The following is a 23,775-nucleotide window of genomic DNA, read 5'->3' as shown; positions in this document are numbered from 1 at the left end:
GCGAGGGCCGGTCAGCCCCAGTACTCGATGTGTGGATCCGCGACCGCGTGGTTCTGCCAGCGCTCGGCCGCGCGGCGTTCTGCGTCGGATACCACCGCCGTCCGAGTGGATGACTCGCGGTGTATCAGCCGAACGCTATTCACACACATGCTCGCACCGAGACTCCCGAGCCGTATGCACAGGTCGACGTCGTTGAAGTTCAATGGCAGCGATTCGTCCATACCACCGACAGCAAGGTAGTCCCGGCGGCGCGTCGCCAGGCAGGCACCGGTCACCGCGGCGTATTCGATGTCCGCCTGGGCCAGGGGATGCAGCGGGTCGTCAGGCTCGAAGATCCGCGGGTGCATGGGTAAGTCATGAGGCGGACACACGATCCCGATGTGCTGAAGCCTGCCGTCATCGAACAGCAGCCGTGCTCCGACCGCTGCGACACCAGGACGTCCCAGCGCCCCGAGCAAGCTGTCCAGCCAACCCTCGGTAAGCGGTTCGACGTCATCGTTGAGCAGCACGACGACGTCGCCGTGCGCGGCATCCACCCCGGCGTTCACCGCGTGCGAGTAGTTGAATTCACCCTCGGTCCTGACGATCTCGTGGATCCCGTTCCAAGCGGACGCGCACCGCTCGATGGCGTCGTCATCAGCTTCCGAGTCGGCGATGAGAACCAGTTCCAGGTCAGGGGCGGTGGTAGTGGCGCGCACCGCCCGCACCGCTACATCGGCCAGCACTCGCTCGGCGCCGTCGCTCAATTGACGGCAGGCGAAGGCCGTGGGCAGGATCAAGGAGACGCGCGCCGAAGCATCGCGTGCGCGCACCAGCGGCATTCCGAGAGGACCCGCCAGGACCTTGCCGGGCTCGCCGGTTCGGGACAGGTGAGCTCTGACGGCGTCTAGACGATCAGCGACGCCGCCGCGAACCACAGGGGTCGCCTGCTGGACGGCAATGATCGGGCAGTGTGCAACCAAGTCCGCGGCGTCGATCAGACGCAGCTGCGCGTCCCACTCCGTACTCGCCTCTGCCAGCCCCGCGTCCATCGCCGCCGCATACACATCGCATCTGACCAACAGGGCCCTGCCCGTATAGGGAAACTGCTCGAACAATCGTTCCGACCAGCGCTGGCAGCGACGGATCACCCCCTGCTCGATTCTGTCGGCGGTCACCACACCGGCGCCGGTATCCGTCGCAAACCGTTCCAATGCCTCCAGCGCCCCGGCCTCGAGTTCATCACCGGCCCCTAGACCGAGAAGGTAGCGGCGCTGATCGCCGACCCGTGTGAACTCCTCGCCCCAACGCCCGAGCTCCAGGGCATCCTGCGGCCGAGAGGCTCCTGCGAAACTGCGCCGGGTTCTGGCGACCGCATCCTCATCCCCCGTGCCGACAATCACCAGCACTCCGCTCATCGGCTTCTCCCGATTCGACGCCTATGCGGGAGGGCGGCCGGGGCCTGTAACCGCTGCTCCATCTCTCCGAGACGATCGTGCAGGGAACGAACCAACTCGCGCTCGTCCTCAAGTGCCGCTTCGAGTTCGGCGATCCTGCCGCTCTGGGAATCAATGATGCTCGTTCTGATCACCACCGCAGCGCGCAACGAGGTCACCTGCGCCTCGAGTTCGGCACATCGCAACGCCGTCGGGGCTCCGTCTGAAGCGGCGGCAGGATCGGCCGATGGTACCTGATTCGTCATACAGCAAGCATACGACCTGTCGGCCCGCGACCGATTTCCTGGGTAGCATTCAGTCTATGCGGATCGTCCAGGTTTCTGCCCACTACCCTCCGAACTTCATCTCCGGAGGAACGCTGGTTCCTCAGCGTATTGCCCGCTACCTGGCGGCCTCAGGGCATGAATCGTATGTCTACGCCGGTCACCTAGATGAGTCCCGTGCGCCTTTGACCACCTGGGATGAGGCCGACGATCACGGGGTGCACGTCACTTGGCTGAGCACGACGCCGTGGACGGCCTGGACGGATGCGAAGAACTTCGACAATCCGGGGGCGACGGAGGCCTTCGAGACCTGGTTATCCACCGTGAAACCCGACATCGTGCATGTGCACTCGCTGCAGACCCTGGGAGTTGGGCTGATCGAGGCCGCCCGCAGAGCGGGCGCCAAGGTCGTGCTCACGATGCATGACTTCTGGTGGTTCTGCTCCCGCCAGTTCCTCGTGGACAGCAACATGCGTCCGTGTTCACTCGTTGTCGACTGCGGCGCCTGCGACTGCAACACTCACCCTGCCCTGGGCGGACGATCCCAAAGGCTGCGCGAGGCATTGCGGTCGGTCGACCTGGTCCTGGCCCCATCGGAATCGGCCGCCAAAGTGTTCGCCGCCAACGGGGTTGAACCACAGCGCCTACGTGTCAACGAGAACGGCCTGCCTGACACGCAACTGGAGCGCCTGGGCGACTCCCCGTCCCCGCGCACAGGTGCCGGTCCCCTGCGTTTCATGTACGCGGGCGGCACCCAGGCGATGAAGGGATACGATGTCCTGTTGGCTGCCGCGCGGACGCTCGGAGACCGAAGCGGCCTCGTGCTGGACGCCTATGGTGTGGCAGATGCGCCTAACGCTCCCAGGAACGTCCCGCAATGGTTTCATGCCCGGCCCGCCTATCGGCCACAGGATCTTCTCGGAGTTCTCGGCGAGCATGACGTACTGGTCCTGCCATCCGTCATGCGTGAGTCCCACTCCATACTGACTCGGGAGGCGCTCGCAGCCGGTCTGGCCGTGGTGTGCACCGACACGCTCGGACCCGAGGAGGCGATAACCGAAAACGTCAATGGCCACATCGTCCCTGCGGGCAATCCCTCCGCGCTCGCCGAGGTCCTGGGAAGGCTGGCCGATGATCCCGTAACGGCCCGCACGCTCACGGGCGTGGGGCCGTCCTCGCCCATCCGTTCGTTCTCCGAACAGGCCAGAGAACTCATCGACTACTACGCCGAAGTCGTGCCCCGTGATGGCGCCGCGGGAGGACAGACCGCCGGCGGACAGTCCCCGGATGCTCCGGACCGGTCCGCCGTTCGGCGCGCCCAGGCACAGTTGCTGCGCAAGGTTCTGTTCATCGTAGGAATCGACGGCGCTCCCTTGCGCTATCGGGTGCATCTGCCCGCAGAGGCGCTCGGGCTGCGCGGGCACCTGTCTATCATTCGCCATTATCGTGACCCGCAGCTCCTCGCCGACATCGATCAGGTTGATGCGGTGGTGGTTTACCGTGTCCCCGCTACGGTGCAGGTGCTTGAGCTAATCAAGCGTGTGCAGGCGCGTCCAGAACCGATTCCCGTCCTGTTCGACGTAGACGATCTGATCTTCGATTCCACTCTGCGTGGACAACTGGACGGTTTGAACGGGATGTCTGAGAGTGAGATCGACCTGTGGTGGCATGGTGTGGACCGTTATCGGACAACACTTGAGGCATGTGACGGCTTCATCGGTTCCACTCAGGCATTGTGCGATGAGGCCACCCGTCTAACGGGGTTGCCGTCCTACCGGTTCTCCAACGGCGTGGGAATGCTTCTCGCCCGCGCCTCCGACCGCGTGCTGCTGTCGAGCCATCAGCATCGCGGTGCTCACATCACTATCGGCTACTTCTCCGGTACGACGACGCACGACTCGGACTGGGCGTTCGTTGAGCCCGCCGTGATTGCGGTCATGGAGCGGCATCCGGAGGTCCGTTTACGCCTGGGCGGATACCTGCGTCCTTCAGCGGCCATGTCCAAGTACTCGGATCGGATCGACCGGCTGGACTTCACACATTGGCTCAAGCTTCCAGCCTTATTGCGAGAGACCGATATCTGCCTTGCCCCGCTCACCGGTGACTCCGTGTTCAATGAGTCGAAATCTGCAATCAAGTGGTTAGAGGCGGCCCTTGTCGAGCGGCCAATGATAGCCAGTCCCACATTGCCGTTCCGCGAGGTAATCGATGACGGCGTAACCGGAATCATCGCTGAAACTCCGGAAGCATGGGAGGACGCGCTGGAGTCGTTGATCTCCTCCACGGCGATGCGTGCGCGTATCGGGGCGATGGCGCGTCGCAAAGCGCTGCTCGAGCTGTCTCCTCATATTCAGGGGCGCGTTTACGAGGACCTGCTCATCAACGCCACGCTCAATCTGCGCGAGCACGGCAGAAGAACTTCCTCCTCCTGGGAACCGATTGTCGAAGATGAGCCCTTCTCGGCTGCCGACTCCGTGGTTGATCCCTACACCGAGATCGTTCCCGGCGCCTTTGTCTCTCCGCCGGCAGCCGCACGCACCATACGTCTGGCCCGCCGCGCCGCCGCTGTTGCGAAATCCGATGGCATGGGTGAAGTCGTCCGCCGCATCGGTGGCAAACTCCGCTCTCGGATCAGGCTTTGAGACGACACGCTCGGCGGCTTCGCGCAAATGCCAGCCGGGCGTGGCCAGACTCAGTGCCGCATGCCGTACCTACGGTGCACGGCGTCGGCGACTCCCTGCAGCACCGCGGCCAGTCGCTCGCGCCGCGGAGCGTTGACCAGCACATTGAACCCGGAGTACTTCGCCAGCCACCACAGGTAGCCGACACGCCACAGCGGTGGCAGGAGCCCCGATCCCACCAGCCACAAGGTGTTGCGCACCATGTAGTAATTTCGCACCGGAGCGTGAACGTGAACCGGCTGCCGTCTGCCCGGAATCTCTATCACCTGATCGCCCAGAGAATGATCCATCCGCGCGGCGGTGGCTACCAGCAGCTCGTAGCCACGGCTATGCGCACGTAGCCCCCACTCAAGATCGACATGATCGATGAACAGGTCCTCATTCATACCGCCGATGTCATCCAGGGCGCGTAGATCAATAAGGCAGCCGGAAGCGATAAGAAACGCCACCGAAAGCAAAGGCGTGTCCAACTCAGTGGGGCTCGCCCGGCGCGGCCCCCACCGCCGCGGCACATACACCAGGTCGTCAGCACCATTGTTCTCCCGGACTAGCGGTCCTATAGCGGCTACGCGGCGTGTCCTGCCGGCCGTCTCCGCCGCATTCACGAGTCGGGACACCATCCCTGGCGTGGGGGCCGAATCATCATCAGACAGCAGCACCCAACGCGCGCCCAGCGCTCGTGCCTCACTAATGCCGCGATTCTGCGCCCGAGCGATCCCGGCGTTGTGTCCCGTCTCGATCAGGACGGCGCCCGTCCGGTCGCACTGTGCTCGCAGCCTTAGCAGCTCGGTCTCGGTTGAGCCGTTGTCCACCACCACCACGCGAGCACACTGGGCGGCCAGCACCTCCAGCAGCCCCTCGCATCCGGAGGTCGGGTGGTAAGTGACGACTACGGCGACCACTGCGTTCCCTGCCCCTGGCTCTGGTGATGCCGTCACTTTCTCATCCTCGCCGCGCGCCAGCGCAACTTCCTGACGACCCCGCGCGCACCGTGCATCCGGAACACCCGAGCCGCTGCACGCAGATCCCGACGAACAGCGGAGATGGGCGACGTCCTCTCCGCACGCCCAGACCGCAGACGGCTATAGTCGTCGGCTCGGTGCGGTGCAGCGCAGAATTCGAGCAGTGGTGCCAGCGTGCGCCGCCATCGGAAGTCCTCCGCCACACGGGCTACGTTCTGGCGGGCACCAGCGGCGGCCTCGGTATCTGTGAGCATGCGGATAAAGGCATCCCGTAGGGCATCGGTGTCACCGACGGGCACACTTTCGCCCAAGTTCTCGGCGGCGACAAGCGCTCCGAAGGAGTCGCCCTCTGAGCATACGATCGGCAGACCCGCCCACAAATAGTCCAGAATGCGCGTGCGGAAGGAGAAGTCGGTCTCAACGTGCGCGAAGTGTGTGGACACACCGATGTCGGCGTCCAGCAGGTAGTTGACGCGGTCCTCGTATGCGACCCAGTCCTCGTGGAAGAACACCGTGGTCCCGGTCAGACCGAGCCTGTCCGACTCGGCCCTTGTCCGCATAGCCATGTCCATCTCCGGCACGTCCGGATTCGGATGTTTCATTCCCAGGAAGAAGAGTTTGACTGCTGGAACTTTCTCGCGTACTTGGGCGACTGCCTGCACCACGAGCAATGGGTCGAACCAGTTGTATACACCGCCTCCCCAAATGATGACCGGGTCATCTTCACCGATTCCCGGAATAACCCCCTTGATAGGGTGGCGTGACTGGGTCGCCGGAGTATCGGAGGTTCCGAATGGGACAACGTCCACAAGTCTGCGCAACGAGGGGTCGGCGTCGTACGTAACCGGATTGATGCGCCCGGCCGAGGCCAGTTGACCGAGCCACAGGTCACGCTGCTTCTCCGAGGCGCAGATGAAGAAGTCGCCCCGCGCCAACTGGGCGTTCAGTTCCAGGAGTGCGCGTGCGAGTGCCGCATCGCGCTGTTCGATCGGCTGGTACCGCTCCACCTCGAGAGACTCCAGGTGAAACGGGTCGTACAGGTCGTACACGATGCACTGGGGGGCATCGGCGAGCCAGGAGAACGTGGCTGCGATGTAGCCCTGAATAATTACCACATCGCTGCCACTCACGGCGGCGCGGAACGCTTCCACCTCGATGTGTTCCGCAGAGAAGCCCTGCCCGCTTCTGTCGCATTCGGCGAAGGTGACCAGCCTCACCGCATGACCGCGCTCAGCGAGATGAGTGGCGATCTCCCACGCCCGGATCGCAGGGCCCGCCATCTTATCGCCCAGGGTGTCGAGCGTCGCTATGAGTACGCGAGGCCTGGAGTTCTTCACAACGCCTTGTTCCGCAGACACTTCGATCACCGCATTGCTCCTGTCGCATCCCATGCCCACTCGCCGCGCATCGACACCGGACCACCTGACTCGCGATATCCGCCGACGCCTACATCGAGCACCGCAATCTCCCGCACGAAGTCTATGACGTCCTCGCCGTTGTCCGCGATGATGGCCGCGTGCAGCGGGTACCTGCCCGGCTGCAGAGGCAGGTGGGGAATTCTTAGATCGACATGTCCGGCACCGTCCACGACGGGTACATCGAATCCCAGGTCATTTGAGTAGCTCGCCCACAGATGGCTCCCCTCCCCCGTGTCCAGAGTGAGCCCCAGTCGGGGTCGGCCGACCGGCCGCTTGGCGTTGAAGTGGAGACGCAGCACTACTTCATCACCGGAGCGCAGTGCCTCAGTCACCGGTTCGCCCGACGGATCAAGGATCTCAACCGTCTCAACGAGCGCCTCCGCACTTCCCCACCTGACGCGGCCGTTCTCATCCGTTCGGATGTTGGAACGGGCGGCGTCGGCGTAGCGTTCTAGCACTATCTGGGCCGGACCGACGTCACGCAGCTCGCCGTGATCCAGATATGCCGCCGTGTCGGCCATTTCACGGAGCTGGGAGATCGAGTGCGACACCACGACGATGGTGCGTCCCTCACGTCGCAGTTCCGCAAACTTCTGGGCGCACTTGGCCTGAAAGGACGCATCTCCCACCGCGAGGATCTCGTCAACGAGCATGATATCGGGCTCCGTGTGAATCGCGACCGAGAAGCCGAGGCGAACGTACATGCCGGAGGAGTAGTTCTTCACGGGCTGATCGATGAAGTCCTCGACACCGGAGAATCCGACGACGTCATCGAACTTCTTATCGATCTCACGGCGACTCATCCCCAAAATAGAGCCGTTCAGGTAAATGTTGTCCCGACCCGACAGCTCGGGATGGAAGCCGGACCCGACCTCCAGCATCGCAGCCATACGGCCGTTGCGCTCGATGGTACCCTCATCCGGCACCAGGATCCGCGCCAGGCATTTGAGGAGTGTCGATTTTCCGGACCCGTTGTCTCCGACAAGGGCGCAGGTGGTGCCCTGCGGGATGTCGAGCGAGACGTCCTTGAGCGCCTCGAAGTCCCGGTAAGCCGACCGCCCTCTCCTCAGCAATGCAGACTTCAGTGTGTTGTTGCGCTCCTGATAGACCCGAAAACGTTTGGAGAGGTGTGCCACAGAGATCGCGTTCCGTACCGTCACCATCACAACACCTCCGCTAGACTGTCCTGACGGGACTCGAACAATCTCCAGCCGACCAGGAAACACAGAAGAGACAACAGGACCAGCACCACCCATGTGGTCACGTCAGGCATTCTGTTATCATACAGCAAATTCCTGAACGCTTCAATGAAGTAGTAGAACGGGTTGGCACGATACACGTCGAAGAGCGAGATACCATAAAACTCTTCTACGCCTGCGGAGACCGATTCCACCATTGTAGCGGGATATACAATAGGATTGGCGTAGAACCAGATCTGGAAAACGATGCCCATGAGGTACTGAGTGTCGCGGAAGTGAACATTGGCTATGGACATGGCCATCGCCACGCCGGTGGAGAACAGGGTAAGCAGCAGCATCACCGCGAGGGTGGGGACGACATAGAGGTAGGGCGCCCCCCCGAGCAGGATCACGGCCACCACGAGCACCAGCATTTCGATCGACCACGAGTACAGCCAGGACAGCGAATTCGAGACCAGCAGCGCCGAACGGGGGAAGTAGACCTTCTTGATGAGGTTCTCGTTGCCAACGAGCACGCCCATGCCCCCGGAAACGACGTTGGTGAAGAAGGACCAGGGCAGGAGCCCACACATCAGCCACAGCGCGAAGACGTCCAGGCCGGAGGGATCGCCTGCCGCCGGTTGCACCCGGATGATGAACCGGAAGACGAAAGAGTACACGACCATGAGTGCCAGAGGATTCGCCAAAGACCACAACTGGCCCAGGGCGGTACGCTTGTACTTCCCCTTGATCTCACGCATGGTGAGGTTGTAGAGGAGCTCACGCGACTCGCGCAGGTCCTTTAAGATCGCCAAAACACGCCCTTCATCGAGTATTCGGCACGGCAGGACGCGCCGCTGCCGCACTCATCATACGGCTCCCGGCGGAGTACCGGGACAGCCCACCGCACCGGCGTCCCGGCGGACCCAGGGGGTCGGCAAAGTTGTTGGCTGGGTTGGGGGTTGTTAGGGGTTTTCGGCGTGTTGGTGCGGGCGCGGCGCGACCCGCCGGTAACGATAGGTGGTGCTAACAATCCCGAAACCGGAGAGGTCGCGCCGCTGTGTCATCGGCCCCCACTCCTGCCTTGTCGCGCCAGCCCCAGACCGGGGTGTTCGCCACTGTCCCCGACCCCCGGCACCGGCGCGGGGTGCGTCACCGCCTGGATGCGGTGCTGGCCCTGGCGGCGGCGGGGGTGCTGGCCGGCTGCCGCACCCTGCTGGCCGTCTGGGAACACATGGCCGACCTGGACCCCGGCGACCTGGCCGAACTCGGCATGGACAAGGACCGACCGCTGCCGTCGGCAGTCCACCATCCGCCGCACCCTGCAAGGCCTGGACCCAGATGACCTGGACGCGCCGATCGCCTCGTGGATGCTCACCCGCACCGGCACCACAGGCGGCAGGCGCGTGATCGCTGTTGACGGCAAGACCATGCGCGGCGCCAAGGGGCCCGACGGTGGGGTGCCGCACCTGCTGGCGGCCCTCGACCAGAGCACCGGGGCGGTGGTGGCCCAGCAGCGCGTGGCCGACAAGAGCAGTGAGATACCCGCCCTAAAAGACCTGCTGGAACCCCACGACCTCCAAGGCACCGTCGTGACCGCCGACGCCCAGCGCTCACCCAGCACGGCACCGCCGAATGGATGCGCGACCGGGGTGCCGACTATGTGCTGACGGTCAAGAACAACCAGCCCGGCCTCAGAGCCAGGCTCAAGGCCCCGCCCTGGAAGGGCGTCCCCGCCGTCACCGGGATGGACTGCTCTCACGGGCGGCGGATGCGCCGCACCATCAAAGCCGTACAGACCCCCGACTGGATCAACTTCCCCGGGGCGGCGCAGGTCCTTCAGATACGCCGCCCGCACCACCACCAAGCGCCAGCCCGACGGCTCCAAGAAGTCCAAGCGCACCACGCAGGTCGTCTACCCGGGTACTGCTCTGTTCCGATCAAGGACGCTCAGCCCGAGACCGTGGCCGCCTGGATACAAGGGCATTGGGCGATCGAGAACCGACTCCACTGGGTGCGGGACGTGACCTACGACGAGGACCGCCACCAGCTGCGCACCGGTTCCGGGCCCCAGGTGATGGCCACCCTCACAAACCTGGCCATAAGCCTGATCCACACCCTCTACGACGATCCCACCACCACAGGCATCGCCTCAGCCAACCGCTCCATGACACGAAAACCCAGCAAAGCCATCAAACTCCTAACAACCCCCTAACCACACACCAACTTTGCCGACCCCCTGCCGGCGGACATGCGACCAAGGCGTTCTGAGGCTCGGCACTCCGATAGCATTGCGACTACTCATCCATCACGCTTGTCCGCCTCCCCAGAGCGCCCGATGCCCCCTGGGTGCGGCTTTGAAGGAATCCGACCACGACTATGAAGCTCTTCATCCAAGTCCCCTGCCTCAACGAGGAGCGGACGCTAGGCATGGTCCTAGACACGATTCCCCGCCAGATCGAGGGCGTCGACGAGATCGAGATCCTGGTGATCGACGACGGCTCCACCGACCGCACCCTGGAGGTGGCTCGCGAGCACGGGGTGAAGCACTTCGTGCGCCATGCCCGCAACATGGGCTTGGCCCGCTCCTTCCGGGACGGCGTCGACTACGCCCTAGCGCACGGCGCCGACATCGTGGTCAATACCGACGGCGACAACCAATACAAGCAGGAGTACATCGGCAATCTGGTGGCTCCGGTGGTGCGCGGCGAGGCAGACATCGCCATCGCCGACCGTCAGACCGCCAAGATCGCCCACTTCTCCTGGTTCAAGAAGCGCATGCAGCACTTCGGCTCACAGGTGGTCAACTACGCCGCCGGCACCCGCCTGCCCGACGCCGCCTCCGGCTTCCGCGCCTACTCCAAGAACGCCCTGCTCAAACTCAACGTGATCACCCAGTTCTCCTACTGCATGGAGACCATCATCCAGGCCGGCAACAAGCGGCTGCGCATCGCCTCGGTCCCGATCACCACCAACCCCAAGACCCGCGAATCGCGCCTGTTCAACAACATTTTCCAGCACATGGCCAAGTCCGGTGGAGCGATCACTCGCTCCTACCTGATGTTCAAGCCGCACGTGGTGCTGGGCTGGTTGGCGGCCTTCTTCGCGATCATCGGAGCCGTCCCCTTCATTCGCTTCTTCGTGCTCTGGCTCATGGGCACCGCCGGCGGTCACATCCAGTCCCTGGTCTTCGGCACTACCATGCTGGTGGCGGCCCTGCTGTGCGTGGCCCTGCTGGTGATTGCCGACCTGCAGCGCACCAACCGGGTGCTAATCGAGGAGACGCTGGAGCGGGTGAAGAGTATTGAGTACGGGCGTGTGGATGACACGCGGATTCGCGGGATTCGGGCCGCTGTCATCTCTGGTCCGGCAGCGTCGACCGATGCGTCCTCCTACCGGGAGGACTGAATCGATGCGAAGGGTCTTGGGCTTCGGCACCTACGATGTCGCCTCGCATCCGCGCGTGGCGGTGCTTTTGGAGGGACTGCGCCGCACGGCGGGCAACCAGGTCCGGGAGTTGGATGAGCCGCTGGGGTTGAGCACCGCCGACCGGGTGGCCATCCTCAAGCAGCCCTGGCGCCTGCCGGTGCTCGTCGGGCGTCTGACCTCGCGTTGGTTGCGGCTGGCCGCCGGCAGTCGGCGTTACCGCGGCGCTCACCGGCCAGATGCCGTGCTCGTGGGTTACATGGGTCATTTCGACGTGTTGCTCGCCCGCCTGCTCTTTCCCCGCACGACGATCATCCTGGATCACCTGATCTTCGCTTCCGGTACGGCCCGTGACCGCGGCGAGGACGGGGCTAAGGCGAAGCTCCTGTCTGTCCTGGACCGCCTGGCCACGCACAGCGCCGACGTCGTGGTACTGGATACCGTCGAGCACGCCGCCAAGCTCGACCAGTCCATTACCAACCGTGGTGTGGTTGTCCCGGTCGGAGCTCCCGCCTCCTGGCATGCGGCCGGCAGGGACGCCGCTGCCTTACGTGTCGACGACGACGGCGTGAGGACGGCGGATCGTCCTCTCACAGTGGTGTTCTTCGGCCTGTTCACCCCGCTTCAAGGAGCGCCGGACATCGCCCGTGCGCTGCGCCTGCTCGGTGAGCGCGGTACCGCGGTACGGGCGCTGCTGATCGGCTCAGGGCAGGATCGCGCCGAGTGCGAGCAGATCCTGGCAGGTTCCCCGGCGGAGCGAATGGTCCAGTGGAGCGATTGGGTGGAGGCGACCGAGCTGCCGCGCGTGGTGGCCGAGCATGACGTCTGCCTCGGCATCATAGGCACCACCGACAAGGCCCTCGACGTTGTCCCGAACAAGGTCTACCAGGGGTTGGCGGCCGGGTGCGCCGTCGTCACCTCTGATACGGTGCCGCAGCGACGCCTGCTCGACGACGGGGCGATCATGGTTCCACCGGGCGATCCCCGCTCGCTCGCGGACGCCCTGGAGCATTTGGCGACCGAGCCGGCGGCACTGCGCGACGCACGTCAGCGCGCAGCAACGGCGGCGGCGCGATTCGTTCCTGAACAGGTTGTGAGGCCGCTGGCGTCCTTCCTGGAGCGTATGGACGCCGGGGAGACGGCCAGGTGAACGCACTCATCAGAGGGGTTATGGGGGCACTGCGCTCAACGCCGGTCCGTCTCGGCTTTCTCGCGCTGGTGGTCGTGCTCGCCGTGTACGCGGTCCTCTCCCAGTGGGATGACATCGTCGTGGCCATGGCTGGTATGAGCCCACTGCTGTTGCTTGGTTCTCTGCTCGCCGGTTTCATCTATGTGCTGATGACCATGCTCGCCTGGCGGGTTCTACTGGCCGATATGGGCACCATCTTGCCGCTGACTGCCGCCTTCCGGGTGTTCTTCGTGTCCCAGTTGGGCAAGTACCTGCCCGGCGGAGTGTGGAATGTCCTGGCCGCCGCCGAGCTGGGCGCCGACCATGACATCCCCCGGCGCCGGTCGTTGTCCGTGATGGTAGTGACCGTCATAGTCTCCATTGTCACCGGTGCGGCGCTGGCGGTGGCGGTTATGCCCTTCGCCTCCGAGCAGCTGCGCAACAGCTACGGCTGGGTGACCTGGACGCTGCCGGTCTTCATCATCCTATTGCTCCCGCCCGTCCTCAACCGGCTGCTGGCGCTGATCTTCCGGCTGACCGGTCGGCCTGCTTTGGAGCATCCGGTCAGCTGGTCCGGGATCGGTGCGTGCACGGCGTGGACGCTTGTGGCCTGGACGGTTGCCGGGCTTCAGGTGTGGCTACTGGCGATCGGCACCGGGATGACCGCTTCCGCGGGGACGTTGGCGCTGTGCATCGGCGGATACGCCATGGCCTGGACCGTGGGCTTCCTGATCGTCTTTGTCCCCGCGGGCGCCGGAGTGCGAGAGGGAGTGCTCGGCCTCGTCCTCGCGGGATCGCTCAGCACCGGCGGTGCGGTTGCCGTGGTGCTGCTCTCCCGTGCGGTACTGACCGTCGCTGATCTCGCCATGGGCGGTGTCGGCATCTTCGCCGCCCGGCGAGTCCGGATCTGACAAACTCTCAACGTTCAGTCTGGAGGATCGAAACCTGCGGCTGAAGGCGGGCCGGACCACCGCGATCATGATCCCTAAGAGACTGAACATCGAGATGGCAGTTCCGGCCTTGAACGTCGATGGGCAGTAGCGCAGCACTATGGTGTGCCGACCGGAGTCGATCCGCACAGCGCCGCCGGCCTGCTCAGCGGCTACTAGTTGCGCGGGTTCGCCATCGACGGTCGCCGACCAGCCGCCCATCTGGAGAGGGTCTGCCACCACCACCCATCCGGCACCGGAGGCATCCACGTTGATCCGGATTGTATTGGCGTCCAGATCCTCACTAGTCACGGCCGCAGTACTCCCCGAATCGACCGGCGAGGCATCCGCAAAGTCCTCCAATACAACAGTATTGTCCGGAACCTCGCCGGAGTCCAATGCGGCGATGCGCTCCTCCTCTGATTCGATCACCGTCGCCGCCGAGGCCCAGCGGATTCTGCCCAGGGCGGTGTCCCTGCGGTAAATGAGCACCTCATCGGCATATACCAGGGTCAGACCGTCGTCGGCTGCCCGCATCACGTCGAGCACCACCATCCCGCTCTCATCAACACCGAGTTCCAGAGGGTCTGCCGACTCCACGACAACCTCCGTGTGCCATGACTGGTCCGAGGCGAGTCCCTCGAGCGCCAGTGGCACAAGGCCGGCCTGGTAGACCAAGTACTCCCCGGGAATACTCGTCCGCTCGAGTACTTCACCCGTATCGTCGTCGACGGCTGTCACCTGTAATACCGAGCCCTCAGGGACATCGCCCCGTATCCGCAGAAGCGCCCCCCGTGCCGGACCATTGATGCTGCTACTCGTCATTGATCCCTTCGCGCCATCCGCCCAGGAGGACTCGGCGATGCCGTATTCGATGTCACCGGGAACCGCCTCCTCAAGCCCTGTCACCGCATACTCAACCCCCAGGCGGTCGAGTACCGCAGCACCAATTCCATGCTGAACCGTGCCGCCGGGAGCCGATGTATACGTTGCAGACAGGTACAGGCCTGGAATCGCGGCCTCAAGTAGGCTCGCCCACCGTGTGGACCCGAATGAGTGACCGTTCACCGAACGTTGCTCGTATACCGTAGCGGTACCCGGCATCATTGCGAAGTTAGAGGCGATATACCTTTGTTGTCCGAGCACACCGTCAAGAAATGCATGCGCACGAGTAATCGGGTACAGGGTCGATGATGTCGATAGTGGCCACCAGGCCTGCCCTACCGACACCGAACTAGCAGCGGAGGCGACAACCACGACCACCGCTGTCACAAGGCCCAGGCCGCGCCCCACCCGCCCCCTCCAGAAGATCGCAATAAAGGCAAGGGCCCCCACAGCGATCATCTGCAGAGCGATGAGTTTCGTGCTATGAATAGTAACCATGTCCTCCGCGCTCAGCACGGACTGACGCGTGGCGACGGCGATCGGAATCGCAATGGCCAAGGCCATGCCCAGCCGCACGCAGAACGCTCCGATTGCGGGGCCGTGGCAGCCGGATCGCGCCGGTCGCATATCCTTCTCCCGACGTCCCACCAGACACTCGACTCCGGCGGCCGCCAACACCGCGCCGAACATGCCGAGCAGCACGCGCATGCGCCCAATGGGACTGGATGACACCAGTGGGAGCATTTGCAGCAGGTCATGAGTGATGCCGGCATGATAGATCGCCGAACCAACAACCAAGGCGCCCGCTCCGAAGAACACAACCGTTCCGCGGGGCAGGCGCGAAGGAGACACGATTAGGCCGATCAGGGCCATGACTACAAGCACAGCCCCGATGTACGAGAAGCCCTCCACCGGATGCACCTGCCAGTACTCGCTGTCGTAACCAGGGTCTCCCAGCGCATGTGGGGCAACGACCGTGGCAAGAACCTGAGTGGGCAGGGCATCGGCGTTACTGGAAGTACGATCCTCGAAGTTCACCTCCTTCATGACAAGCTGAATGAATGGCAGCAGCTGCACGGCCGAGAGCCCCACGCCCAGCAGCATCCCCGCTGCGGCGCGACAGAAATCAATCGCCGCGCGACGCAGACCCCGCCGCGCTGCAACGACGCGCAAGACGAAGTACGGCACTGCCGCATAAAAGGTATATCCGACTATCGCCGGAAACCCTCCCAGCAGCATGCATGCCGTGACCAGCGCCAGAGTTATTATCCGCCACCGGCCGTTCCCTGTAGCGATGCGCTCCACGCACCAGAAGAACAGTGGTACGAAAGCCGCCACGCGAGTCTGGGGCCAATTGGTCCATGAGACCATGAACCCGCTCATGAAGTAACCGAGCGACGCAACCGGAACCGTGGCACGAGACAGGCCCCACTGCCGCCTGAGCAGCAGATGCATGCCGCCGGCGATCGTAAGCCCCTCCAGAATCTTTATCACCGACGGCGCGGCGCTTGCGGGGAGAATCCACCACGGAAGTGACAGGGGGGACAACATGGCCGAGTTCGGAAGTGTGGCCAGGGGAGCGCCGCCGTTGCCGTATGGATCCCACAGCGCCAGACCTTGCCCCCGCCATGCGTGCTGAGCGATGAACATGTCCATGGGAGCCGCGCTGTCAACGGTGTCCCATGTCATCATGTTGCCACGAGTAATGTCCCAGTAGTACTGACTCCACGGAGCGAACAAGCCGAGGGACTCGGTGGACAGGAAGACCCTGTCCGGCAGCAGGCCGGGTGCCACGGTCACCGCCAGCACCGTGAAGAAGGCGAGCCAGCCGATTAGCGCCACGACGTGATCGGGACTGCCGAACAGCACGGAACTGATCCGAGGAAACCGACCGACGCCGACACTCGCGCGTTTCACAGGCACTCCCCACCTCTTGCAAGACCTGCTGCTTCCAGACGGCGCACCGTCTGGAAGCAGCAGGCTACGCCATCATCGTCCGACACGACGCTCCACGGCGCACGATACTCATCTCACGACGCCCAGCGTGTCCTTGCCGTCGCCGTTCCAATCGCCCACGATGGCGACGTCGGTGGGCCGCCCATAGGCCACGGTGACATCTGCACTGCCGGCGGCGATCGTGTTCTTGACGTAGTAGGTGTTCAGTCGACGTACCGCGAGTGTGTCTTTGCCGTCGCCGTTCCAATCGCCGGAGAGAACCGTGTCCCCCGGTCGACCATATCCGACCACTGCGTCCGCCTCGCCGCCCGCAAGAGAGTTCTTGATGAAGAACACATTGCTGCGACGCACTGCGAGCGTGTCCTTGCCGTCGCCGTTCCAGTCTCCTACCACCACTTCATCGGAGGCGGCACCGTAGCTGATGACCTTGTCCGCACCACCCGCGTTCATGGAGTTCTTCAAGTAGTAGGTATTGCCACGCCGCACTGCCAGAGTGTCGGTGCCGTTGCCGTCCCAGTCACCCACCAGGACCTCATCGGTGGCCAGTCCATACCCGAAAGTCCGCAAGCTGGCGCCGGAAGTGTTGGTGTTGCGGAAACCGTAGGCGGAACCGTTGCGCACCCCGGTGGTGTCAACACCGTCACCGTTCCAGTCTCCTGCCAGGACCATAGTGGCCGCAGTGGTATAGGTGAAGACCGTGTTGGCGCTCGCCGACCAGGAGTCGTTGAGGTAGATCTGGTGACTTCGGGCGACAGTAGGAGTTGCAGAGGTCGCGCCGGAGTTGTTTGCGTCGAGCTGGCTCTGCGCGGTCGAGCGGATCTCACCCAGCTTGGAGTAGCCGACGTCGCCGGGGCAGGTCGTGTAGCCGACATCGCGGTGCCCGGTGATGGCGGGCAGGGAGATCGTCTGGCCGGCGCTGTACTTCTGGGTCGATTTGAAGGTGAATGGCGCGGAACTGGTGGCGCTGGTGACCCCTGCCCGCTTAAGGAACCAGCCCGCCATCTTGCCGACGTTGGTCAGTTGGGTGGAGGCGGGGGACACGCTGGTGTAGGTACCCATCATCGAGATGCCCATGGTGCCGGTGTTGGCGCCGTAGGCATGACCGCCCACCACCATCTTGCCGGCCGCGGCACCGGTGGAACCGTAGCGGCCCTCGAAGACCTGACCGTACTTGTCCACTAGGAAGTTGTAGCCGATGTCGCCCCAGCCGAGGGTGACCGCATGGTAGTAATAGATGCCGTTCACGATCGATGCGGACTGGCTCGCGGCGTAGTTGTTGGTGCCGGCGGTGTGGTGGACGATCACGTGCCTGGCCGTCGCGTACGACGGCGTCCAAGTCATGTAGGCGGAGTTCGCCCCCCATTCGGAACGGGTGATCACGGGCACCGGTAGACCGCCGGCAGTGGTGGTAGCTGCCAGCGCTGCCGACAGATTCGGTCCCACAGACATGCCCCCGCCCGCGCCGGTGGAGGCCGTTTCGGAGTCAGTCTCCGGAGCTTGACCGGCCCCCGACTGCTCTCCATCCGTCTGCGGGGCCAGACCGTTCTCCGGCTGGGTCCCAACGTCGGGGACTGGGGCCAGTAGGCCGTCGGTCAGACCCTCTTCCGATTCGTCGGGCGGGGCCACCGCCGTTGGTTCGGCGTCCGCAGACTGGAGTTTGGCAGGATCGAGCACCTCCTCCCCCACGGGCCGCCCCGGGATCAGGGCGAGCTGAAGGTCGGCAGGCAGCTGGGCCGCATCGCCGATGACGGCTGCCTGGACGGCGTCGGCACCGCCGGTGACGAATTCCTCGGTGCCGGCCACGCCAGTGGCGTCATCTCGTCCGGCCCCATTGGCCTCATTCAGGTACCAGTCGGACCAGACTCCGCCTTCGCGCACCCGCAGGTAGACCTCCAGGCCGTCGGGCAGTTCATCGGCACCGGCCCAGGTGAAACCCGCCACCAGGAAGTCGTCCACCTCCAGCGGCTCGGTGAGCAGGAGGGCATCCTCCTCAGGGTCCACACCGCCCACAGTGGCAGCTCGGGCCACCGCAGCCAGACGGTGAGTGAGCGCCGGGGCTACGCCTGTGCCGCCGCTGGTGCCATCCGACGCCGTCTGCTCCAGTCCGGCCTCGGCGACGTCGGTCGCCCGTCCGTCGGAGGTAGTCAACTCGAGCAGCTGCACGGGGGCGGCCTCGTCTGCGGTATCGGCTACCGCTGCCGCGGGCATGAGCCCCGCCGCGAGTAGCGGGAGCGCCACGCCCAGGCTGAGAAGTCGAGGGGTTCTCATGGATTTCCTTTCAGCGTTGCGAACAGTACCTGTGAGCCGCATGTGCACGCTGAGACGCATGTGACTTATGTGAATCATGATGCACCATACCGCTCACCCACCGTCATTCCACCCCTTTGTGCCTCACGGCATACTTACACAGGCGTCATTACCCCCATGTGTTTTAGACTCTTTGCGCGACGTCTCAACGCCGACGGCATGTTGGCGACGAGCATTGCAGAACCGTTTCGGAGTCTTGGTTCTTGTCATTTGAGGGTGTGCGGTTCGCGCCGGGCGGCGGTGTGGTGTTCGGGTGCTGGAAGTCGTTCCCGGGCCGTTGAGGACGTTCTAGGACCGGTGGAGACGATGGCGGCCGGCGGCGTTGCACTTCTTCATCGACAACGGGCACGACCGCGGCCGACGCCGGAGTGTGGCATGATTGCCGTCGTTCACAAACCCGGCCAACAGCGCAGTGGGAGCACTCCATGCATGTCCTCATCACCGGCGGCGCCGGCTTCATCGGCGCCAACTTCGTCCACCAGACTCTTGTTCGTCATCCCAACGCGAAAGTAACGGTGCTCGACAAGCTCACCTACGCCGGCAACCGGGGCTCGCTGACCGACCTGGACGACCGCATCAATCTGGTGGTCGGAGACATTGCCGACGCCGACACCGTGGACCCGCTGGTGGCCGAGGCCGATGTGGTGGTCCACTTCGCCGCCGAGTCCCACAACGACAACTCGCTGCGCGACCCCTCCCCCTTTATCCGCACCAATCTGGTGGGTACCTTCACGCTGCTGGAGGCTGTGCGCCGTCACGGGGCGCGCTTCCACCACGTATCCACCGACGAGGTCTATGGCGACCTGGAGTTGGACGACCCGGCCAAGTTCACCCCGGATACCCCCTACAACCCATCCTCCCCGTACTCCTCCTCCAAGGCCGGGTCCGATCTGCTCGTACGCGCGTGGGTGCGTTCCTTCGGCGTTCAGGCCACTATCTCCAACTGCTCGAACAACTACGGGCCCTACCAACACATCGAGAAGTTCATCCCCCGCCAGATCACGAACCTGATCGACGGTGTGCGTCCGAAGCTTTACGGCGCCGGCGAGAACGTGCGCGATTGGATCCACGTGCTGGATCACAACGACGCCGTGTGGGACATCATTGAGAAGGGTCGTATCGGCGAGACCTACCTGATCGGCGCCGATGGGGAGAAGAACAACAAGGAGGTCGTCGAGCTCATCCTGGAGCTGATGGGGCATGATCCCGGTGACTATGAGCACGTGGCGGACCGTCCCGGCCATGACATGCGCTACGCGATCGACAACTCCAAGCTCGTGACCGAACTCGGCTGGTCCCCGCAGTACACCGACTTCCGGTCCGGCCTGCAGGCCACCATCGACTGGTACCGGGACAACGAGGCCTGGTGGCGGCCGCTGAAGGCGGAGGTCGAGGCCAAGTACGCCGCGCAGGGACAATGACCGTGACACACCCGTAGACGAACGGTGCCCGGCCCATGCTAACCGCATGGGCCGGGCACCGTTCTACTGCGTCGACACTAACAGCTCACACTCCGGTGCCGCCGAACCAAGTGCGGTAGTAGCGCCAGAAGTTGCGGTTGCCGTAGGCGGAGCAGGCGTCTCCGCTGCCGTACATGTTGTCCAAGGCGGCCGCATTGGGCACATACGGCGTGTAGTTGTACAGCGCCGCGGTGGCGCGATTGAGGATCGGCACGGTCTGCGAGCCGCACCCGGCGTTCGGGTTATTGCCCACTGCCGCGACCTGACCGGCCCGGTAGGTGAATGCGTCCGGCTCGACTCCGTACTGGACCAGCCTTGAGGCCGCGTAGTAGATCTGTGAGGGAAGGCCCGCATAGGTCGGATCGCAAGGGCTGGTGTCCCGGCAGAACAGGCCGGTCGCCTTCGCATAACGGGTGGCGTTGAGCGTGTTGCCCGTGGCCAGCACGAGTCCCTGTTCCTTCTGCAGGATGACCAGCAGTACTCGGGGGTTTATGCCGCAGGCGGCGGAGGTCTTGGCGATCACCGTGGCGACGTCCTCGTTGCTGCCGCCCTGGTAGGCGCTGCAGTATGCGGAGGTCATGGTGGAAGTGGTCGCCCGGTAGTCCTTCAAACAGGCGGTGCCGTCGTCCGCGGCCACACACGCCGGGTTCTTCTGCGCCAGGAATGAGCGGATGGCGGGGGCATCCATGGAGGAGGGATTGAAGAATTCGGCGTCCGAGATGATCATGGCCGCGTCGAAGCGGGCGCCTTCCACGGTCTGTCCGGCGGTACCGGTAGCGATGACACCGTCGGCGGCGGTCCAGCTCAGCCGTCCTCCTGCGAAGGTCTGAGTGGCGATGCCGTTGATGACGGTTTCCGCACTGGTGGCGGCACCCAGGGGGCCATTGGCACCGCCACGGAAACCCCATTCCTTCTGGATGGCGCTGGCATTGCAGGCGTGGGCAGGTCGAGCACCCCGATACACGCCCGGAGTGTCGGTGCCATTGCCGTCCCAATCGCCGACTATTGCAGTATCCGCCGCGCGCCCGTAGGCGACAGTGGTCTGAGCGACGCCGGAGCGCAGGTCGTTGCGCAGGTGCCAGCGCGATCCGCGCCGCACCGCCAGGGTGTCCACGCCGTCGCCGTCCCAGTCCCCCACCAGCACCTCATCACCCACACGACCATAAGTGATCACATGATCGGCCTGGCCTCCCGCCAGCGAGTTACGCAAGTAGAAGGTGCTGCCCCGCCGCACCGCCAGGGTGTCCACGCCGTCGCCGTCCCAGTCCCCCACCAGCACCTCATCACCCACACGACCATAGGAGAAGGCGGTGGTGGCGGCGCAGGTTTCAGCAGATGCGAGCAGGGCGAAGGCGGCACCGGTGCGGGTTCCCACAGAATCGGCACCATCACCGTCCCAGTCACCGACGACAGCCGCATGTGGGCTGCCGCCGACGGCCAGGGCGGTGTCGGCTACACCTCCCCTCCAGGAGTCGGATAGATAGAAGGAGCAGTCGTCGGCAGCGAGACAGGATTCCCCGTTGGCGGCGAATGCTTGTGTCCCAAGTGGCGTAGTGGCAACAGCGAGAGTGCCGATCGCCATGACGACGGCGGCAAGTGCGGATAGCGAGGCGCGGACATGCATGCCATTACCTTCGCAGGAAAATCCTCACCTGGCCAGCCACGCCCCGACTCATTCGCGATCGCAGGCGGTGATGCGCCACAGCTGCGCACCGCCCTGCGAGTCGACCAGTTCCACCCCCGTCTCAGGCAGCCGGGTCAACGGCTCATCCCAGCGCAACGGCGCCGTTCCCGTCTGGGAGCCGGCAGCCGTGGGATCGGTGTCGATGAAGAAGTATGCGGCACGCAGCTCATGCAGAGCCGCGCAGGTGGACCGACCCAGGTTCGGCCAGGTACTGAGCAGCGCCGCCTGGGGCGTGCCTGCGGAGGGAGCGGCCCGCATGGGGTAAGCCACGCTCACCCCGCCGATTGACCACAGGTAGGAGCCGCCCAGGGAAGGAGAGCCGATTACGACCGCATCCCGGGGCAGGACGGAGGCGGCCCGTTCGAACAGGGCGATTTCGTCCGCGGTCACCAAAGTCCCGTACTGGATACGTGCCGGGTCGTACACCGACGCCACCAGCGCCCGTTCCAGAGGAATCCTCCCCGCCACGGACAGCATCACCAACGCCAGCAGCACCAATGCCCCGGTATACCGCCGAGCCGCCGAGCGGTGCTGCGCTATCCGGGTCACCGCCACCTGCACAGCGGTGGCGGCCAGCGGCAGCGCCGCAAACAGCACCAGCGGGGCGATCCTCGCCTTCTGCAGATACCAGGGCGAGCCGAGTTGCCGCCCCACCCACTGCGGACCGCCCACTACCACAATGAATACGAGCATGAGCGCCCAAAGCACCAGCCACGGCCGCAGCCTCCGGTCGTGCCGTGCCGCCCATGCTCCCGCTACCACGAACACACCGAAAACCGCACCCACCGGAACCAGGGCACCGGCATAGGAGCCGTACATCGGCAGGTCTGCAAGCGTCTGCATCAGGGTGCCCAAAGCTCCGGCCGCGCCTCCGGACGGGCGCCGGTAGCTCAGCACTGAGGCCAGAGCCCCCCGCAATCGCCAGGCGCCGATACCTACGGCGATGGCGCCGCCCGCTGCCCCGGCCAGCAGCCAGATGCGTGCGCGCCCGGTACGCCGCCTGACCCAAAGCACCGCCTCTGCCAGGAATGGCAGCGCCAGCAGTATCAGATTGAACAGTCCCGTTCCGTGCGCGGCCATTACGCCGCTGCAGGCGCACAGGAGCAGGATTGACAGGGTGATCCGTGTGCGTGGCACGCCCGGCCCCGCCGTGTGGCGCAGCATATCCAGGACCACCATGATCCCGGGCAGTCCAAGCAAGCTGAGCGAGTAGGGCCACACCGCCAGCGCGGTCATGGGGAGCAGCGCGAATGCCACGAGCCCGGCCGTCATCGCAGTCGTCGCCGCCACGGCGATGACCCGGGCGAGCCGGCTGGCCTCGGCTGAAACATCGGCGTCAACGACTCGGGAAAGCATGCCGAAGACGGTCAACGGCCATACCAGGGCGAGCACCGCCAGAATCGCTCCATTGGTCGCCACGACGGCACTGCCGGGAGCCAGCGCGACGATCCCGTGCCAGATACTGGGGTAGTAGACGGAGCGGCCGGCGTACATCTCGGCCAGCCCACCGAACATGGAGGCGTTACCGCCCTCCCTGATGGCGGCGACGGCATTGAGATGGAAGACGGCGTCAAAGGCCTGGGCCGGGTACCCCGCGCCGGGCAGCGTTGTCAGAAACACCAGCGTCGGCACCGCCACGGCCACGGCCAGGCCGGCGGCCAGGATTCGACGCCCGCCCCGGCCCACCTGGCGCCGGTTCCCAATGGCGGCGCCCGGACCGGCGGCCAGGCGCGCTGCCGCGCAGAGTGCCATGGTAAGGGTGCCGATGACTGCCCATCCCCACGGGCGCCAGGGCAGGCCCGCGGCATGGGCGAGCACCTCCGCCGTCCCGACAATCGCGCAGCTGAGCGCGGGGGCGAGCCCCAGAGCCACCGGCGCGGTCAGCCGAGCCACCCGGGCCACGACCCATCCAGGCAGTAGCAGGATCAATACGGCTACCGCCGCCGTGTGCAGCAGCGTGAGTGGACTGGATGCCGCGTACACAGTGATGCTCAGACTCGCCTCCATCTGGACCATGAAACC

17 protein-coding genes and 1 pseudogene are annotated in these 23,775 nt (G+C 64.7%); 8 read left to right on the top strand and 10 right to left on the bottom strand.

Annotated features, from left to right (window positions below; genetic code table 11):
- Positions 1-11: 11 nt before the first annotated feature.
- Together Q4A20_RS01860 and Q4A20_RS01855 are read right to left on the bottom strand one after the other, a co-directional pair.
- Entirely contained in the window at positions 12-1,397 is a 1,386-nt protein-coding gene (locus Q4A20_RS01860) for a glycosyltransferase (RefSeq protein ID WP_303119555.1), read from the bottom strand.
- Positions 1,394-1,681, bottom strand: a complete 288-nt coding sequence (locus Q4A20_RS01855) for a hypothetical protein (protein WP_303119552.1) — start codon at positions 1,679-1,681, stop codon at positions 1,394-1,396. Before Q4A20_RS01855 ends, Q4A20_RS01860 begins: the two co-directional genes overlap by 4 nt.
- A gap of 56 nt (positions 1,682-1,737) precedes the next feature.
- Between Q4A20_RS01855 and Q4A20_RS01850 the strand changes: the two genes are divergently transcribed.
- On the top strand, positions 1,738-4,341 hold the full coding sequence (locus Q4A20_RS01850) for a glycosyltransferase (RefSeq protein ID WP_303119549.1): 2,604 nt from the start codon (positions 1,738-1,740) through the stop codon (positions 4,339-4,341).
- 50 nt (positions 4,342-4,391) lie between these two features.
- Here the strand turns inward: Q4A20_RS01850 and Q4A20_RS01845 are convergent, their stop codons facing one another.
- Genes Q4A20_RS01845 through Q4A20_RS01830 form a run of 4 tightly spaced genes read right to left on the bottom strand, consistent with a single transcriptional unit; the run spans position 4,392 to position 8,804 of the window.
- Complete coding sequence (locus Q4A20_RS01845; protein ID WP_303119547.1) at positions 4,392-5,318, bottom strand: glycosyltransferase family 2 protein; 927 nt, start codon at positions 5,316-5,318, stop codon at positions 4,392-4,394.
- Positions 5,315-6,679 (bottom strand): glycosyltransferase family 4 protein, encoded by a 1,365-nt coding sequence (locus Q4A20_RS01840; RefSeq protein WP_303119546.1) that lies wholly within the window; start codon positions 6,677-6,679, stop codon positions 5,315-5,317. Before Q4A20_RS01840 ends, Q4A20_RS01845 begins: the two co-directional genes overlap by 4 nt.
- A 26-nt stretch (positions 6,680-6,705) precedes the next feature.
- Positions 6,706-7,896 carry an ABC transporter ATP-binding protein gene (locus Q4A20_RS01835; RefSeq protein ID WP_303119544.1) on the bottom strand — a complete coding sequence of 397 codons (1,191 nt, stop codon included), beginning with the start codon at positions 7,894-7,896 and terminating at the stop codon, positions 6,706-6,708.
- Positions 7,897-7,922: 26 nt separating this feature from the next.
- Positions 7,923-8,804, bottom strand: a complete 882-nt coding sequence (locus Q4A20_RS01830) for an ABC transporter permease (RefSeq protein WP_303119543.1) — start codon at positions 8,802-8,804, stop codon at positions 7,923-7,925.
- 218 nt (positions 8,805-9,022) lie between these two features.
- Here Q4A20_RS01830 and Q4A20_RS01825 point away from each other — a divergent pair, with 218 nt between their 5' ends.
- The 6 genes from Q4A20_RS01825 to Q4A20_RS01800 all read left to right on the top strand — a co-directional run bounded on the left by Q4A20_RS01825 (position 9,023) and on the right by Q4A20_RS01800 (position 13,443).
- Positions 9,023-9,283, top strand: a complete 261-nt coding sequence (locus tag Q4A20_RS01825; protein WP_303119541.1) for a transposase family protein — start codon at positions 9,023-9,025, stop codon at positions 9,281-9,283.
- Between the two features lie 25 nt (positions 9,284-9,308).
- Entirely contained in the window at positions 9,309-9,608 is a 300-nt protein-coding gene (locus Q4A20_RS01820; protein WP_303119540.1) for a transposase, read from the top strand.
- Positions 9,578-10,153 carry an ISAs1 family transposase gene (locus tag Q4A20_RS01815; protein WP_303119537.1) on the top strand — a complete coding sequence of 192 codons (576 nt, stop codon included), beginning with the start codon at positions 9,578-9,580 and terminating at the stop codon, positions 10,151-10,153. Before Q4A20_RS01820 ends, Q4A20_RS01815 begins: the two co-directional genes overlap by 31 nt.
- A gap of 164 nt (positions 10,154-10,317) precedes the next feature.
- The gene (locus Q4A20_RS01810) at positions 10,318-11,346 is read left to right on the top strand and encodes a glycosyltransferase family 2 protein (RefSeq protein WP_303119535.1); all 1,029 of its coding nucleotides are present in this window, start codon (positions 10,318-10,320) and stop codon (positions 11,344-11,346) included.
- 4 nt (positions 11,347-11,350) lie between these two features.
- Positions 11,351-12,514 (top strand): glycosyltransferase, encoded by a 1,164-nt coding sequence (locus Q4A20_RS01805; RefSeq protein WP_303119533.1) that lies wholly within the window; start codon positions 11,351-11,353, stop codon positions 12,512-12,514.
- Positions 12,511-13,443, top strand: coding sequence for a lysylphosphatidylglycerol synthase domain-containing protein (locus Q4A20_RS01800; RefSeq protein WP_303119531.1), 933 nt, complete (start codon positions 12,511-12,513; stop codon positions 13,441-13,443). The genes Q4A20_RS01805 and Q4A20_RS01800 overlap by 4 nt, the downstream gene beginning before the upstream one ends.
- A gap of 102 nt (positions 13,444-13,545) precedes the next feature.
- Here Q4A20_RS01800 and Q4A20_RS01795 read toward each other — a convergent pair.
- Positions 13,546-13,998 (bottom strand): annotated as a pseudogene (locus Q4A20_RS01795) (YfhO family protein); the annotation flags it as partial.
- A 2,373-nt stretch (positions 13,999-16,371) separates the two neighbouring features.
- Complete coding sequence (locus tag Q4A20_RS01790; RefSeq protein ID WP_303119530.1) at positions 16,372-18,570, bottom strand: N-acetylmuramoyl-L-alanine amidase; 2,199 nt, start codon at positions 18,568-18,570, stop codon at positions 16,372-16,374.
- 464 nt (positions 18,571-19,034) lie between these two features.
- Here Q4A20_RS01790 and rfbB point away from each other — a divergent pair, with 464 nt between their 5' ends.
- Positions 19,035-20,030, top strand: coding sequence for a dTDP-glucose 4,6-dehydratase (gene rfbB / locus Q4A20_RS01785; RefSeq protein ID WP_303119528.1), 996 nt, complete (start codon positions 19,035-19,037; stop codon positions 20,028-20,030).
- 85 nt (positions 20,031-20,115) lie between these two features.
- Here the strand turns inward: rfbB and Q4A20_RS01780 are convergent, their stop codons facing one another.
- Together Q4A20_RS01780 and Q4A20_RS01775 are read right to left on the bottom strand one after the other, a co-directional pair.
- Complete coding sequence (locus Q4A20_RS01780; protein ID WP_303119524.1) at positions 20,116-21,693, bottom strand: LGFP repeat-containing protein; 1,578 nt, start codon at positions 21,691-21,693, stop codon at positions 20,116-20,118.
- Positions 21,694-21,741: 48 nt separating this feature from the next.
- Positions 21,742-23,769: a DUF6541 family protein gene (locus tag Q4A20_RS01775; protein ID WP_303119521.1), complete on the bottom strand. Its 2,028-nt coding sequence runs from the start codon at positions 23,767-23,769 to the stop codon at positions 21,742-21,744.
- Positions 23,770-23,775 lie beyond the last annotated feature (6 nt).

The sequence above is a fragment of the Actinomyces sp. genome (assembly GCF_030530635.1).
Lineage (GTDB): Bacteria > Actinomycetota > Actinomycetes > Actinomycetales > Actinomycetaceae > Actinomyces.
This window is presented reverse-complemented; position numbering and strand designations above follow the sequence as displayed.

What these genes read in the sequence shown, in the direction of transcription:
- Q4A20_RS01780 (WP_303119524.1), bottom strand. Translation starts at nt 21,693, where the DNA reads ATGCATGTCCGCGCCTCGCTATCCGCACTTGCCGCCGTCGTCATGGCG.
- Q4A20_RS01815 (WP_303119537.1), top strand. Translation starts at nt 9,578, where the DNA reads ATGCGCGACCGGGGTGCCGACTATGTGCTGACGGTCAAGAACAACCAG.
- Q4A20_RS01775 (WP_303119521.1), bottom strand. Translation starts at nt 23,769, where the DNA reads ATGGTCCAGATGGAGGCGAGTCTGAGCATCACTGTGTACGCGGCATCC.
- Q4A20_RS01805 (WP_303119533.1), top strand. Translation starts at nt 11,351, where the DNA reads ATGCGAAGGGTCTTGGGCTTCGGCACCTACGATGTCGCCTCGCATCCG.
- Q4A20_RS01860 (WP_303119555.1), bottom strand. Translation starts at nt 1,397, where the DNA reads ATGAGCGGAGTGCTGGTGATTGTCGGCACGGGGGATGAGGATGCGGTC.
- Q4A20_RS01790 (WP_303119530.1), bottom strand. Translation starts at nt 18,570, where the DNA reads ATGAGAACCCCTCGACTTCTCAGCCTGGGCGTGGCGCTCCCGCTACTC.
- Q4A20_RS01850 (WP_303119549.1), top strand. Translation starts at nt 1,738, where the DNA reads ATGCGGATCGTCCAGGTTTCTGCCCACTACCCTCCGAACTTCATCTCC.
- Q4A20_RS01810 (WP_303119535.1), top strand. Translation starts at nt 10,318, where the DNA reads ATGAAGCTCTTCATCCAAGTCCCCTGCCTCAACGAGGAGCGGACGCTA.
- rfbB (WP_303119528.1), top strand. Translation starts at nt 19,035, where the DNA reads ATGCATGTCCTCATCACCGGCGGCGCCGGCTTCATCGGCGCCAACTTC.
- Q4A20_RS01820 (WP_303119540.1), top strand. Translation starts at nt 9,309, where the DNA reads ATGCTCACCCGCACCGGCACCACAGGCGGCAGGCGCGTGATCGCTGTT.
- Q4A20_RS01855 (WP_303119552.1), bottom strand. Translation starts at nt 1,681, where the DNA reads ATGACGAATCAGGTACCATCGGCCGATCCTGCCGCCGCTTCAGACGGA.